Raw genomic sequence first — 12,957 nt, forward strand, 5'->3', positions numbered from 1 at the left:
AAATCGAGCACCGCGCCCCGCCGAAGCTTCTTCTGCAAGACGACAGCGCCACAGGCATCCACCCCGTGAAGCTGAAAGACAGACTTGGCCAAGTCGATCCCGAGTGTTGTAATTTCCATGTGGTCGGCTCCTTCCTCAGCTGGTTCCAAACAGCACCAGCTTGGCACATCGCGATGCCGTTCGGGTGGAGCCGTCCACACCATCAGAAGAACGTGGCTTGAGATGGGGCAGGGGGCTGAGTAGCGCCCCCGGATGACGAAACGAAAACCGTTCAAATACTTCAAGACCAGCCCTGAGATCATCCGCCTGGCGGTGATGCTCTACATGCGCTTCCCTTTGTCGCTCAGGAATGTCGAGGATCTGCTGCACGAGCGTGGCATCGACATCAGCCATGAATCCGTTCGGTTCTGGTGGAACCGGTTCGGCCCGATATTCGCCTCCGAGATCCGAAGGAAACGCGCCGAGCGGCTGCGTTCCGGACCGCAGTGGCAATGGCATCTCGACGAAATGTTCGTGAAGATAAATGGCGAGCGGCACTATCTCTGGCGGGCCGTCGACCACGAAGGTGAGGTCCTGGAGAGCTTTGTGACGAAGGCACGGGACAAGAAGGCGGCATTGAAGTTCCTAAAGAAAACAATGAAGCGCTACGGTCGGCCGCACGTCTTCGTAACAGACAAGCTTCGTTCGTATGGCGCCGCTTTGAAGGAGGTCGGCGCGGCGGAACGGCAGGAAACCGGGCGCTGGCTCAACAATCGGGCGGAGAACTCGCACCTGCCATTCCGACGACGAGAACGGGCGATGCAACGGTTCCGGTGGATGCGAAGTTTACAGATGTTTGCCGCCGTCCACGCCTCGGTCTTCAACCATTTCAACTCGGAGCGCAGCTTCTCCTCCAGAGCCAACTTCAAGAAGAACCGCGCCGCCGCCCTCGACGAGTGGCGTCAACTCGGCGCGGAATAAAGGGCAAGCTCACTGTCCATTCAGAGACCGGTTCGAATTCGTCTGGCAGCACCGCCACCGACAATCGTCTCGATTCCCCATGTCCATATCGCGCCGAATTGCGGCGTGTTTCCCGCCATTTAGGCGGTGCGCTCATGACCTGAGACGCACCTTTCCAGGCTATTCCCGGAGCAAAACTCGAGGTGTCTCAGTCGGCCCAAAGAGCCGGTCCGTTTTCAGGTGGCTTTCCCTGATCCGGCGCGATTTACAGCGTATTTTGATGACTTGCAGCGATTTCGGTTCGAAAGCGTGCTGTTTGTGGGAGCAATATCAATGCCTTGATGCCGAATTCCCTGCGCGACCGAACAGGGTATTTTCAGAATGGAACAGGGAATGTTTCTCGACGGAACAGGGAAGCCTGCTCGGCGATCAGGGAAGGTGTTCAGCCATGGAATCCGAACGCCCGCTCCTGGTCACTCCACTCCAGTGGTGGGGTTGAACGCAGGAGGCGCTTCAGGGTCAGGTCGATGGGCTGTCTGCCTTCGACAATGGATGCCTGGATTCGGGGCGAAAGGCCGGCCAGTTGAACGATACGGGCGAGGTAGCGCTCAGAGACATTCGCTTCGGACGAGAGCCGCTTGAGTGAGGTTCCGGACTTCAGGGCGTCGGACCAGCGATGCGCATTGCGGATCGCCCGGATCATTACGGGGTCAGGTTCCGGCGCGCGGCTGCCGGCGACGATCTTCATCTCGGCGCCACGTCGCCGGCAGGTGAACGGCCGGTCGAGTTCGAGCAGGTCGGGATCCATCGAGCTGGTCGGCAAACCCGTCGCATCGGCTAACGCCGCCGCGTCGAGCGAGATCGCAATGCGGCCTCTATCGAGTGCTCCCCCGGCGATGAGCGTGGCCGCGACGTCGATGCCGTCTGTCCGAATTCGCTTCGCGAGGTCCGCCACGCTGTCCGAGGCTACGAGGGCATCCGCCGCGTTGACGGCGGCCAGAACGGCATGGCGGGTCGCGTGATCCGCGAAGTGATTGGCCATTGCCTCGGCAACGGCAGCCTCTAAAGACGGTGCGGGCAGACGCCACCCGGTCGGATCGGCGCCACCGGAGACCAACCGGTTCGATATGTAATACCGCAACTGCTTGCCGTTCTTTCGGGCGTGCGTCGGGGTCAGCAGATCCCCGGTCTCATCCCGGAACTTGCCTTTGAGCGGAGCAGCATCTTTGCTGGTGCGACCCGAGGGCACGCCACGCCGCTTTACACTGGCGGATTGCAGCAGGTCCTGCACCTTGTCCCACAGGGACTGGTCGATGATGGCCGGATGTTTGCCGGGGAAGGTCTTTTCCTTGTGCCGGATCATCCCGAGATAGACCGGGTTGGTGAGGATCTTGTGGACCTGGCCCCGGCTCAGAACGTTGCCTCCCTGCTCCCGGCCCGTCGAGAAGACATGGCGCTTCGAACGCAGACCGAGGGCCTCGGCCTCGCCGGTGACGACATTGAGACATCTGTGCGTGGCATAGAGGGCAAAGATGTCCTGAACCACCTTGGCCTCTTTCTCGTTGACCACCAGTTCCCGGCGCATCGGGTCGGGATGCGGGTCGTAGCCGAGCGGCGGGACCCCACCCATCCAGAGCCCCTTCTTCTTCGAGGCGGCGATCTTGTCACGGATGCGCTCGGCAGTGACCTCGCGCTCGAACTGGGCGAAGGAGAGCAGCACGTTCAGCGTCAGCCGGCCCATCGACGAGGAGGTATTGAAGGCCTGGGTGACGGAGACGAAGGAGCAGTCTCTTTCTTCGAGCCGCTCGACCAGCTTGGCGAAATCGGCCAGCGACCGGGTGAGCCGGTCGATCTTGTAGACCACCACCATGTCGATGCGGCCGGCGTCGATGTCGGCAAGAAGGCGTTGCAGGCCGGGGCGCTCGAGCGTGCCGCCAGAAATCCCACCATCGTCGTAGCGGCCGGGCAGCATCTTCCAGCCCTCGTGGCGCTGGCTTGCGATATAGGCGGCGCAGGCCTCGTGCTGGGCATCAAGCGAGTTGAAATCCTGGTCGAGACCCTCCTCGGAGGACTTGCGGGTGTAGATGGCGCAGCGGATCCGGGGCTTGCTCATGACCGGGACTTTCCACTGAGACCGAAGAACCGAGGTCCCGACCAGTGGGCGCCGGTGATCTCGCGGGCGATGACCGAGAGCGAGCGCCAGCACTGACCGTTCCAGCGGAATCCGTCCTCGGTGACCTCGACAACATGGGTGATGCCGTTCCATTCGCGCAGCAGGCGGCTGCCCGGTTCCAGTTTGGCTGTCTTTGAACGTTGTCCGCGATCGTTGCCCTGCATCAGCGCTTTCCGGACTCTGGCGGGCGGGCCGCCGGACCTGCGGGTCTGGATCTCGGTGGCAAGGAAACGTCGCAGGAAGGACTGGCTCAGCCCTTTCGGTACCGGCGTTCCGAAGGTTTCGGTCCAGGCCGCGATCAACGCGGCCCGGTCCATGGTGTCGAGATCGGCGACCCGGATCATTCGGTCACCTCGGGCTCGGCGGTGATCCGGTAGAGGGACGGGCCACCCTTTTCCGTGGCCACTTGCCGCTCGACCGTGTAGCCGGCCCTGCGCAACCCGCTCAGGACCGCGCGAGCGGAATGCGGCTGCCAGCCGGTGGACTTGCAGATCGCATCAAGGCTCGTGCCCTCAGGGCGAGCGAGCATCGCGCGCACCTTGTCAGTCTTGGTCTGCTTGCGCTTGGTCATTGGTCTTCTCCTCAGGTAGCGGGCCGGCGGAATGCCAGCCCCGGTACCGAGGAGAGCCCGATGTCTTCGGGCGTGATGTCAGTGACGCTCTGTTCGCGGCAGCAGTCCAGCGGAACTTGCGAAACGAGAATTAGCCCGAAGTTCTATGCCGTGTTCGTTCGCCGAGCACCGCTCGACTCCGGTTTTTCCGTGATGCCTCACATTGTTCATGACTTTGAAGCGTACCGTGCACCCGAAGGAACGCACACATACTGCACCCATGATTTTTGTTTATTTACAATTCATTAAGATAGTTTCATCTTGACGAGAGCACCTGTGCAATGCTAGGCATCCTCCTGCCTGCTTCATTACGGGGGCTAAATCGCCACCCTGGCAGCACTCACATGGGCACCGTGCCCAGCAGAGAGCATTCGAAGCGGCAACAAACCGGATCCATCGGTCCGGGGAGTTGCTGTGAATGCTCTCTCCGTATCCCCGAAGCGATCCATTCTGACCTTCGCCGTTCCCACGGCATCTATGAATGGAGACGTAAATGCGTGCCCGTCCCAAAAAACCCGCTGCCCCGGCATCGACCAAGGCTATCTGGATGACCGAGAAGGTCACCCAGACCCGGGTCGCCGACCTCAAACCCTATGCAAACAACAACCGTATCCACACGGCGAAGAACATCAGCAAGCTGAAAGCCTCGGTGGCGACGTTTGGTTTTGTCACGCCGATCCTTGTCGATGGCGACGGTGTCATCATCGCTGGCCATGGTCGCTACGAGGCGGCCAAGTCGCTCGGGCTCACCACGGTTCCGACTGTCGTCGCAGATCACCTGAGCCCGGCCGAGGTGCGGGCGCTGCGGATCGCCGACAACAAGCTGGCCGAACTCTCCGACTGGAACCCGGAGGCGCTGCAGATCGAGTTCGCGGAGCTCATGGACCTGAGCCTGGACGGTGACCTTGACTTCAGCCTCGATATCACCGGCTTCGAGGTGCCGGAGATCGACATCATCATCGGCGGCACCAGTGATGGCGATGAATCGCCTCTGGAAACCGTCGAGGAGCCGGATCCGGCGAAGCCGGCCGTCACGCGCCCCGGCGATCTCTGGATCCTCGGGGATCACCGGATCCTCTGCGGCAATTCGCTGGAGGAAGCCAGCTACGCCCGTGTCCTTGATGGCGGGATGGCCGGGATGGTCTTCACAGACCCGCCGTACAACGTCCCGGTGAACGGTCATGTCCGCTCGGGCAATGGTGGCGATCATCGCGAGTTCGCCATGGCGTCCGGCGAGATGTCGGACAGCGAATTCCGCACCTTCCTTGCGACCTTCCTTGCGGAAACTTGGGAAAAGATGGCCGAGGGCGCCATCGCCATGGTCTGCATGGACTGGCGGCACATCGAGGAGCTGATCGCGACCGGCAAGTCCGGCGGCTTCGAGCTGATCAACCTCTGTGTCTGGAACAAGACCAATGGCGGCATGGGCAGCCTCTACCGCTCCAAGCACGAGATGATCTGCATCTTCAAGAAACCCGGCGCACCGCATATCAACAATGTCGAGTTGGGCAAGCACGGTCGCAACCGGACCAATGTCTGGGACTATGCCGGCGTCAACAGCTTCGGCAAAGCTCGCGAGGCGGATCTCGCCGATCACCCGACCGTCAAGCCGACGGCATTGGTCGCCGATGCGATCATGGATGTGAGCCACCGCGGCAGTGTGGTGCTGGATGCCTTCGGCGGCTCTGGCGCAACGCTCCTCGCCGCCGAGAAAACCGGCCGCCGGGCCCGGCTGATCGAACTCGATCCGGCCTATGTCGATGTTGCCATCCGCCGCTGGCATGAGATGACCGGGAAAATGGCGGCGCATGCCACGACCGGCGAAACGTTCAACGACCGTGCCGCGGCTGTCGGTACTGCCAACCCGATGGAGGCGAGCAATGTCTGATCCCGAAAAAGACTACGAGGTCGGCTACGGCCGGCCTCCGAAGCACACGCAGTTCAAGAAGGGCCAGTCGGGCAACCCGAAGGGCCGGCCGAAAGGAGCCAAGGGGTTCAACGCTAGCCTGCAGCGTGAACTCGAAACCAAAATCACCGTTCGCGAGGGCAATCGCGAGGTGAAGATCTCCAAGGCAGAGGCCGCGGCCAGACGCTTTGTCGCAACCGCGCTGAAGGGAGACATGAAAGCCCTTGCGTTACTTGCCCGTTTCGATGCCGACCTGTCCGGACGGCTCGACTCCGACGCCGAGGACGCTGCTCTCTCCGACACCGCCGAGCCGGTCGACTACGACATCCTTCGCCATTTGTTCGCAGAGGGTGGTGGCGACAATGCGACGATTGACGAAGTGGAAACAGATAATGACGGCTCCTGATCCGCATCTGGTTCGTCTCGCCGCGCTTCAGCGCAGCCGGGAGGACTTCTTCTCGTTCGTGTGGAGGGTGTTCGACACCCTCCACAACGGGCCGAACGACCGGTTTGAACCGGTTTGGCACGTCCAGGCCATGTGTCACGAGCTCGACACTGTGCGCACCGGAGAGAACAAGCGGCTGGTTATCAACATCCCTCCGCGTTGTCTGAAATCGGTGACCGTGGCTGTTGCCTATGTCGCCTATATCCTGGGACACCACCCCGAAGCCAAGATCATCGTTGCGAGCTACGGTCTCGATCTCGCACGAAAACATTCCGACGATTGTCGGCGCGTCATGTCCTCCAGATGGTACCGGCAGATGTTTCCCGCGACCCGGCTCGCGAAGAAGGGCAACACTGCCGAGGAAATCCGGACAACGAAAGATGGCAGCCGCAAGGCCGTCTCGATCGGCAGTTCGGTCACCGGCCACGGAGCAGACTACATCATCATCGACGATTTGCTGAAGGCCGGGGATGCGAACTCGGAAGCGGAACTCGTTCGGGCGCAGGAGTTCATCGAGGGATCTCTGCTGTCCCGGTTCAACAATCAGGCAGAGGGTCGCGTGGTGATGATCGCGCAACGGCTCCATGAACTGGATCCGCCGGGGTACCTGCTCGACAAGGGGACCTATCGGCATCTCAACCTGCCGGCGATCGCCGAGGACAACGAGGTCGTCCCGATCGGGCGCGGCAAGGTTCATCGCCGTCGGCCCGGCGATCTCCTGTTTCCCGAGCGGCTCGATCGCGAGACGCTGGACCGAATGCGTCGGGAGATGGGATCCGCCGTTTTCAACTGTCAATACCAGCAGAACCCGATCGCCCCTGACGGGTCGCCCCTTCGCTGGGAATGGTTCGGCACGTATGAGAAAGTTGAAGACCGGCGCTGGTATCAGCTGGTCATCCAGAGCTGGGACACGGGAACCTCCGCAGACCCTCAGTCGGATTTCTCGGCCTGTACCACTTGGGGATTCCGGCATGGTAGCTGGTACCTGCTGGATGTCTGGCGTGGCAAGCTGGACTATCCGCAACTCAAGGCGAAGGTCCTGCACTCGGTCAGTTTGTGGGATCCCGAAAAGGTCTTGATCGAGGATGCCGCCACTGGCCGGCCCCTTCTGCACGAGTTGTTTCAGGATGATAAACGTTTCAAAAGCGTTACGCCCGAAAAGGAGAAGGAGATCCGCTTCGCGGCGGCCTGTGCGCCGGTGGAAGCGGGAAAGGTCTTCCTGCCGCGCGAGGCGCCTTGGCTGCCCGCGTTCAAGCGCGAGTTGCAGGGCTTTCCCCGAGGGCGCAACGACGACATGGTCGACAGCTTCAGCCAGTTCCTGAACTGGACCAAGGGGACTGGCTTCTGGCGGGCTCTGCCGCGGGACCATCCGCTCAAGATCGAGCGCCGGGAACGGAGCCGGGAGCGGCCCCGGCGGTAGTCTCGATCATCGACCTTCAGGCTCATAACCTGAAGGTCGTAGGTTCAAATCCTACCCCCGCAACGAAAAATACAAAACAATATCAAACACTTGAAGTCGGCCTCGGCCGATCAATTTCTTGATGTCGCGTTTTACATCAACGCCACATCAACGTTTGATGAGTCCTGCGGACGGAACCGTAGGAATCGACGGTTCGGTCGGTTCCTCGTTCGGCAGAATGCGCATTCCTCATCCGGAAGAATGCAGAGCGCGTCGGCCTTCTGATACCCGAGATCCGTCTAGCACACCTCACAGCAGACATTGAGGAGAGCGCACTGCTCGCTCAAGGGCAGCGTCGGGTTCGACCTGAACGGCCCATTGGGGACTTCGGAAGGAACCTTCCTGGAAGGCGGTTCGTATTCCCTCTCGCCGCAAAAGCGGCCAGAGGGACATTGCTTAGGTCATCCTATGCGGGCGATACGATCCTGCGAGACCGGCTCTGCTTCCGTCTTGCAGGGTAGAAGCCTGCTCATCAGTTGCTCTGCCAATTTCAACGTTGATTGGGGCAGCGCCATAGCATCTGTTTCAAGCAGACGGGCCTTTACCCGCGTTGCAAGTTGGAGCCGCCAGTCAGGCGGCAGCGAGATACGCTCTTGCGCGGCCCAGGCTTCGACCTGATCAACGAGCGGCAGGTCCGGTTTGACATGATCGATGAAGAGCCGATCCGGTCGGCGTTCGATCCGATCCACAAGTGGGGCCACAAGATCGAGCCCGATGAGATCCTCAATTTGCGCTCTCTTCATACCCACGATTTCGTCGAGCCCGATTACCCGATCCGGGCAGGCTGCGTGGCTCGAAGCGCGCAGGCGTTTGGCCTGAACCCGCCCAGAATCCGATCCGTCGAGAAGAACTGGCGGCAGATCCGTGTCTTCGTTGGCGAGGAGAGCCGCCATGGCCTGCATGACGCGTTGCCCGGTCGCGGGAGCAAAGACGATCTCTCGCCGAGGTTTAAACCGGCCCTCGCCAATGAGCAGAGTCTTGAGCAGGGAGAGATAGGTCTGGTCGGTTGTGCTGCCAACCAGCACCGGCTGGGCACCCCCGAGCATTGCCTCCGCCACCGCGATGTTCAGCGCTGAGCGCACTGCGAAGCTCGCACCTCGTTTTGTGTCTGATCCTTCCTCGGAGCGCAGATCGTTCGACACCAGGGTAGATCCATCCCGTCCAACAAAGACCTTTCGAGCGCGTTCAAGCCGATCGGCATCCACGAGGAATGGCGAATGGGTGGTGTAGACGATCTGGTTCGTTGCGGCGAGCCCGTCAAAGAAGGTGGAAAGATCGCGCTGCGCCAGCGGATGCAGCGAGTGCCCCGGCTCGTCCAGCAAAAGCACCGCGTTGCGATGCACACCCTGGCTTTCATGGAGAAAGACCAGGAAAAAGCTCAGGAACCACTGTAGTCCGGTCGAACGGTTCTCGAGTTCGACCTCCTGCGGCCGACGGGCATCATTGACCCAGATGCGGAAGTGGTTTCCATCGGCTTCGAACCGAAAGCGGTAATCGCCCTGTTTCCACCACTGGCCAAAGCGTTCAGTGAGTTTTGTGCTTGCCGATTGCAGCAGGATTGACCGAGTCCTCTTGGCCTCGGCAATCTCGCTCAGAAGCTGAGCGTCTGGGCCCTCGTCTGGTTTGCGCGACTGCTTTAGGAAAGCGAACAGTTTTCCAGCCTTGTTCTCTTCCGCAAGGCGCAATTCCGTGGCCTCGTCGCGGATTTCCCGAAAATCCCTGCCAAGTTGCAGGATTTCTTCCGCCTCCAGCCCGACGAAACCGAAGAGAACCCGGAGCGTGCGCGCCTTGGCTGCTTCTTTTGCACCGAGATCACCACGGCCCATGTTCTCGACGACATGGGGTAGGTAGATCTCCGCATCGAGGTTTCCGTAGTTCGAATAGTAGACGAACGTCGGCATCCGCGAGAGGACCGCGTCGCGAACATCGTCTATCTGGCCTGGATCAGGTTTCAAAATCGCGGCCATGCGCTTGCCCAGTTCGGTTTGGAGCGACCGGAGTTCTGCTACGATAACCGACGACGCGGGCGGATCCTCCGGAATGACCGCGGCGACCTTGTCGCGAAGTCGGATCAGGTCATTGGCCGTCAGAGGCGCACAACCGTCCAACTCGGTTTCCATCTCGCGAATTGTCTGCAATGCGGTCGACTTGAGATCGGCTTGGCTCTCCGGCGGGGCCACTTGCAGAATTCGGTGTTTTGAGGCTGACAGGATCGGGCTGACATCTACACGCTCTTCGAGCTTCTTCGGACGATACAAGGGAAAGCTGACGGTGTAGCTGCCGTCGTAGTTTCGTCCGACACAGACGGTCGATGTGAACTCGACCGGTATCTTTGCAAGTTCGGCCAGCTTCGCGGCGTCCTCGCCGGTATCGAACTCGGCAGAGACAAACTGGAACGCATCGGGATTGGCGCGTATCGACCCGAAAAGGGCCTTGGGGAAGTCAGATGTCGGTTTGATCTCGCCGCCGCCCGCGGGGTTGAGCTTCCAGAGCGGCAAGAGAAGGTTGGTCTTGCCGGACTCGTTCACGCCGATCAGCGCGGTGACGTGATCCAGTTCGAGATACCCGGAGTCGGTGACGGACCGGAAGTTTGTGACACGGTAGCGACGCAGCTTGAAGCCGGTTTCCCGCTTGCGGACTGCCGTTTCCGGACACCCAGAAACAGCCTTCGAGCCCACTTCCGGGGCAATTGACTTGTCAAAATGCATCGGTGTCTCCTTCAGATCCGTATTTGCCGCAATTTGGCAACTGTCGTGCGTCGCTCGATGCAGAACGCTTCGCTAGCGCCGTCGAGCATGAGAGTTGATTTATACGGAAAACGCGTGAGATCCGGTTTTCATCCCGACTTTCGCGCCTTGGTCGAGAAGACGGTGTAGATCCCTTGAAACCCAGAAACCGGCCCCTTTCAAATGAAATGGCGCGCAGAGCCACGATGCCCTACGCGCCAGATGACTACCGAGGTGTGAGGATATTCAGCCAGCCTTGTCGTACAGAACCACGGCGCGCGCATCCTGGAGGAACTCATCTAGCTTGCGGCGCAATAATGACTCGTCAGCCAAGTCCCCAAGATGTTCCTGGAGGATCGCAATGGCGCTGTCGTCGCCGGGCGCACGCATGTGCTCGCGGATCAGTCTCTCGACGAGCCTGTCCACTCCGTTTTCCGGATCGCCCTTCAACAAGGCGGCCCAGCTAGCCACGAAACGCAAACTCCGAATCCTTACCTGGAATTCCAGTTCCTCATCGCGCGCGAATTTCGCCTCTATCGATTTCTGGCGATGCTTAAATAAGGCCATCTTGCTCCTTTCCAAATGTGCTGCTTGATTGAAGTCGTTCAGGCTCACGCCACTTGCAGATCCTTTTTGTCGGTCGTTAGCTCGGGTTCGAAAGAAAGCATTTTCTGCGCTTCTGCTCGCGCTTCCACAGGCGCTTCGAGCAACGCAACGACCTCTTCTCCGAACGTGCGCTCCCGTTCCGCAGCAAGGATCATGTCTTCGACAGTATCGTAGAGGCTGCCGCGGGACACGCCGATCAGTTCAAGCTGGCGGTTCGAAAGGCGGTCAAAGGCAGCCATTATGGCGGCGATGTCACGTCCTAAACGCCAATCGTCATAGGCTTGCCGTAGGGCTGATAAGCCCCACCGGCGCGGTGCACCGTCCGCTTCGGGCCGGGATTGGCCAGAATTAGAGAGAAGGCTTCTGAACATCTTTGATGTCTCCTGCTATTATTAGGCCGCGGGTCAGACGGCGAGGACGTTGACAGCTTCTTCCAGCTGCAGGATCGCGCGTTTCATGTAGAATCCCTGCAACGCGAGATGATTGGCGAAGATCGACCTGTCACGGTCGCCATTCAGCACGACAAACGGTTGAAGCTGAGCGCCTTTTTCGAGACCGTAGAGCGCCTGGCTCCAGATCGGGCCAAGGCTGCGCTCCTGAATCACCCGGTCGAAGTCCTGCCCCAGTCCGGAGAGCAGAACATGGTACCCGTGCAGCATGCCCTTGTTGTGGTAGAATACGTCATCGGCGCGACGGCTGAAGATCCACCAGCCGGTGTTCTGCGCCCGCTCGAGTTGCGCAGTCTGCGCACCAATATCGGCGGAGATACGGGAGAGCGTGGCTGCCAGCGTATCGGCGCGCCGCTCGAACACGGCCTCGCCTTGGGCAAGGCGAAGATTGTAACGCTCCAGCGCCGCGAGCCCCTGGCGATATTGCGATTCGGACGAGACTGAAGGCAGCAGCGAGCGAGACGGCTCCCAGATCCAGATATCGGGCGGAAATTGCAGGAAACCGGTTGCACGCTCCAGATCCGGATCGTCGCTCGACGATCCGCGGGTACGTGCGATCTGGTCGAGCATCTCGAAACTGAAGCGCCCGACCGCGTCGATAATCCCGGCCTGGAAATTCGGCATGTTGTCGAGCACCGTGGCCGGAGCAATAATCGGGTCGTTCGGCGTCCAGCCGTTTTCGTCGAGCTCGCGTCGGATGAGTGCGGCCGCGGCGGAGATGGCCGCACTTCCGCCACCATCCTTGGTCCCGTTTGCGGGCGGATCGGTGATGATCGAGTGCTTCAGTGCGCCGAAAACGCCATAGGTAATCACAGCCCAGAGCACGATCCCGGCCCCTAGGACACGCACAATCTGCAGAACAGGAAAACGACGGTGCCTGCGCCGCGAATTCACGGGCGCAGGCAGTAGCGATGCTCTGCGAGTGTCGGTTGGTGAGGTTTGGGTTGTCACTGGGCTTTCCCCTTGCGGCTTCAACCAAACAACGCCGCAACAGCGGATTTCATCCGTGGAGATGAAAAAACATGACGCCAAGACCGGCTCGAAAAAAAATCCGCGGGCAGGGGATGAAAAGCTGGCGCCAGACGTATGTGTGTCAGGATGTGATTGTGGGAGTTTTCACTGAAGATGGATGCGCGCAGCGAATTGGAAAAGAACCTTGACGAATATGTTGCCAGTCTGAAGCGGTATGCGATGGTGCTGACGCGAAACCGGGACGCCGCTGAGGATCTCGTTCAGGAAACGCTTGCAAAGGCGATTGCCGCTGCCGATCAATGGCAGCCAGGCAGCGATCTGCGGGTCTGGTTGTTCCGCATTCTGCACAATACGCATGTGAGCGAGCGTCGTCGGCACAAGGTTCGCGAAGATGCTTGGCTCCATATTCCGGAAACGGTCGAGAATACCGACCCGACCAAACGGATCGAGTTGCAGCAGGTGCTCGATGCCTTGCAGGAGTTGCCCGAAGCGCAGCGTCTGCCCATCGTGCTCATTGCCATCAAGGAGATGAGCTACGCCGATGCCGCGCGTACGCTCGATCTTCCGCTTGGTACTTTTTACAGCCGCCTCGGGCGGGGCCGTGCAGCGCTCCGCAAGATCGTGGGTGGACTGAAATCGAAACGGCTGAAACTGGTCGTTTAAGGAGGCTGA

The 12,957-nt window shown here is 60.2% G+C and carries 12 protein-coding genes, 1 tRNA gene and 1 pseudogene; 6 read left to right on the forward strand and 8 right to left on the reverse strand.

Translation table 11 applies throughout. From position 1 onward, the window contains the following. Positions 1-119, reverse strand: a pseudogene (locus EU800_RS27635) (IS110 family transposase); the annotation flags it as partial. Between the two features lie 133 nt (positions 120-252). On the opposite strand from EU800_RS27635, the gene EU800_RS21430 reads away from it, so the two are divergent. Beyond that, the gene (locus tag EU800_RS21430; protein ID WP_129635569.1) at positions 253-960 is read left to right on the forward strand and encodes an IS6 family transposase; all 708 of its coding nucleotides are present in this window, start codon (positions 253-255) and stop codon (positions 958-960) included. A gap of 421 nt (positions 961-1,381) precedes the next feature. Here EU800_RS21430 and EU800_RS21435 read toward each other — a convergent pair whose 3' ends face one another. The 3 genes from EU800_RS21435 to EU800_RS21445 are packed head-to-tail and all read right to left on the reverse strand — an operon-like array spanning position 1,382 to position 3,683. After that, the gene (locus tag EU800_RS21435; RefSeq protein ID WP_129635570.1) at positions 1,382-3,052 is read right to left on the reverse strand and encodes a recombinase family protein; all 1,671 of its coding nucleotides are present in this window, start codon (positions 3,050-3,052) and stop codon (positions 1,382-1,384) included. After that, a complete protein-coding gene (locus EU800_RS21440; RefSeq protein WP_129635571.1) occupies positions 3,049-3,456 on the reverse strand; it encodes a DUF2924 domain-containing protein in 408 nt (135 codons plus the stop codon). Before EU800_RS21440 ends, EU800_RS21435 begins: the two co-directional genes overlap by 4 nt. Continuing rightward, positions 3,453-3,683, reverse strand: coding sequence for a DUF3489 domain-containing protein (locus EU800_RS21445; protein WP_129635572.1), 231 nt, complete (start codon positions 3,681-3,683; stop codon positions 3,453-3,455). Before EU800_RS21445 ends, EU800_RS21440 begins: the two co-directional genes overlap by 4 nt. Before the next feature lie 586 nt (positions 3,684-4,269). On the opposite strand from EU800_RS21445, the gene EU800_RS21450 reads away from it, so the two are divergent. From EU800_RS21450 to EU800_RS27005, 4 genes are all read left to right on the forward strand, one after another. Then, entirely contained in the window at positions 4,270-5,610 is a 1,341-nt protein-coding gene (locus EU800_RS21450; protein WP_129635573.1) for a DNA methyltransferase, read from the forward strand. Further along, positions 5,603-6,034, forward strand: a complete 432-nt coding sequence (locus EU800_RS27000) for a DUF5681 domain-containing protein (protein WP_165354788.1) — start codon at positions 5,603-5,605, stop codon at positions 6,032-6,034. Before EU800_RS21450 ends, EU800_RS27000 begins: the two co-directional genes overlap by 8 nt. Continuing rightward, positions 6,021-7,493, forward strand: a complete 1,473-nt coding sequence (gene terL, locus EU800_RS21455; protein ID WP_165354789.1) for a phage terminase large subunit — start codon at positions 6,021-6,023, stop codon at positions 7,491-7,493. Before EU800_RS27000 ends, terL begins: the two co-directional genes overlap by 14 nt. Then, a tRNA-Met gene (locus tag EU800_RS27005) sits at positions 7,458-7,556 on the forward strand. Before terL ends, EU800_RS27005 begins: the two co-directional genes overlap by 36 nt. A 377-nt stretch (positions 7,557-7,933) precedes the next feature. Here the strand turns inward: EU800_RS27005 and EU800_RS21460 are convergent. From EU800_RS21460 to EU800_RS21475, 4 genes are all read right to left on the reverse strand, one after another. Further along, on the reverse strand, positions 7,934-10,240 hold the full coding sequence (locus EU800_RS21460) for an ATP-dependent endonuclease (RefSeq protein WP_129635575.1): 2,307 nt from the start codon (positions 10,238-10,240) through the stop codon (positions 7,934-7,936). Positions 10,241-10,504: 264 nt separating this feature from the next. Continuing rightward, positions 10,505-10,873 carry an ATPase inhibitor subunit zeta gene (locus EU800_RS21465; protein ID WP_129635576.1) on the reverse strand — a complete coding sequence of 123 codons (369 nt, stop codon included), beginning with the start codon at positions 10,871-10,873 and terminating at the stop codon, positions 10,505-10,507. Beyond that, positions 10,870-11,235, reverse strand: coding sequence for a hypothetical protein (locus tag EU800_RS21470; RefSeq protein WP_129635577.1), 366 nt, complete (start codon positions 11,233-11,235; stop codon positions 10,870-10,872). The genes EU800_RS21465 and EU800_RS21470 overlap by 4 nt, the downstream gene beginning before the upstream one ends. 33 nt (positions 11,236-11,268) lie before the next feature. Beyond that, positions 11,269-12,288 (reverse strand): DUF2333 family protein, encoded by a 1,020-nt coding sequence (locus tag EU800_RS21475; protein ID WP_242500669.1) that lies wholly within the window; start codon positions 12,286-12,288, stop codon positions 11,269-11,271. Positions 12,289-12,438: 150 nt separating this feature from the next. Between EU800_RS21475 and EU800_RS21480 the strand changes: the two genes are divergently transcribed. Then, positions 12,439-12,948 (forward strand): sigma-70 family RNA polymerase sigma factor, encoded by a 510-nt coding sequence (locus EU800_RS21480; protein WP_129635579.1) that lies wholly within the window; start codon positions 12,439-12,441, stop codon positions 12,946-12,948. The last annotated feature ends 9 nt before the right edge of the window (positions 12,949-12,957 follow it).

Origin of the sequence: Tropicimonas sp. IMCC6043, assembly GCF_004146235.1 — a bacterium.
In the GTDB taxonomy this organism is placed as follows: domain Bacteria; phylum Pseudomonadota; class Alphaproteobacteria; order Rhodobacterales; family Rhodobacteraceae; genus Tropicimonas.

Bases quoted from the DNA above. Each gene is read 5' to 3' on its own strand.
- EU800_RS21430 (WP_129635569.1), top strand. From the start codon at position 253: ATGACGAAACGAAAACCGTTCAAATACTTCAAGACCAGCCCTGAGATC.
- EU800_RS21435 (WP_129635570.1), bottom strand. From the start codon at position 3,052: ATGAGCAAGCCCCGGATCCGCTGCGCCATCTACACCCGCAAGTCCTCC.
- EU800_RS21440 (WP_129635571.1), bottom strand. From the start codon at position 3,456: ATGATCCGGGTCGCCGATCTCGACACCATGGACCGGGCCGCGTTGATC.
- EU800_RS21445 (WP_129635572.1), bottom strand. From the start codon at position 3,683: ATGACCAAGCGCAAGCAGACCAAGACTGACAAGGTGCGCGCGATGCTC.
- EU800_RS21450 (WP_129635573.1), top strand. From the start codon at position 4,270: ATGACCGAGAAGGTCACCCAGACCCGGGTCGCCGACCTCAAACCCTAT.
- EU800_RS27000 (WP_165354788.1), top strand. From the start codon at position 5,603: ATGTCTGATCCCGAAAAAGACTACGAGGTCGGCTACGGCCGGCCTCCG.
- terL (WP_165354789.1), top strand. From the start codon at position 6,021: ATGACGGCTCCTGATCCGCATCTGGTTCGTCTCGCCGCGCTTCAGCGC.
- EU800_RS21460 (WP_129635575.1), bottom strand. From the start codon at position 10,240: ATGCATTTTGACAAGTCAATTGCCCCGGAAGTGGGCTCGAAGGCTGTT.
- EU800_RS21470 (WP_129635577.1), bottom strand. From the start codon at position 11,235: ATGTTCAGAAGCCTTCTCTCTAATTCTGGCCAATCCCGGCCCGAAGCG.
- EU800_RS21480 (WP_129635579.1), top strand. From the start codon at position 12,439: ATGGATGCGCGCAGCGAATTGGAAAAGAACCTTGACGAATATGTTGCC.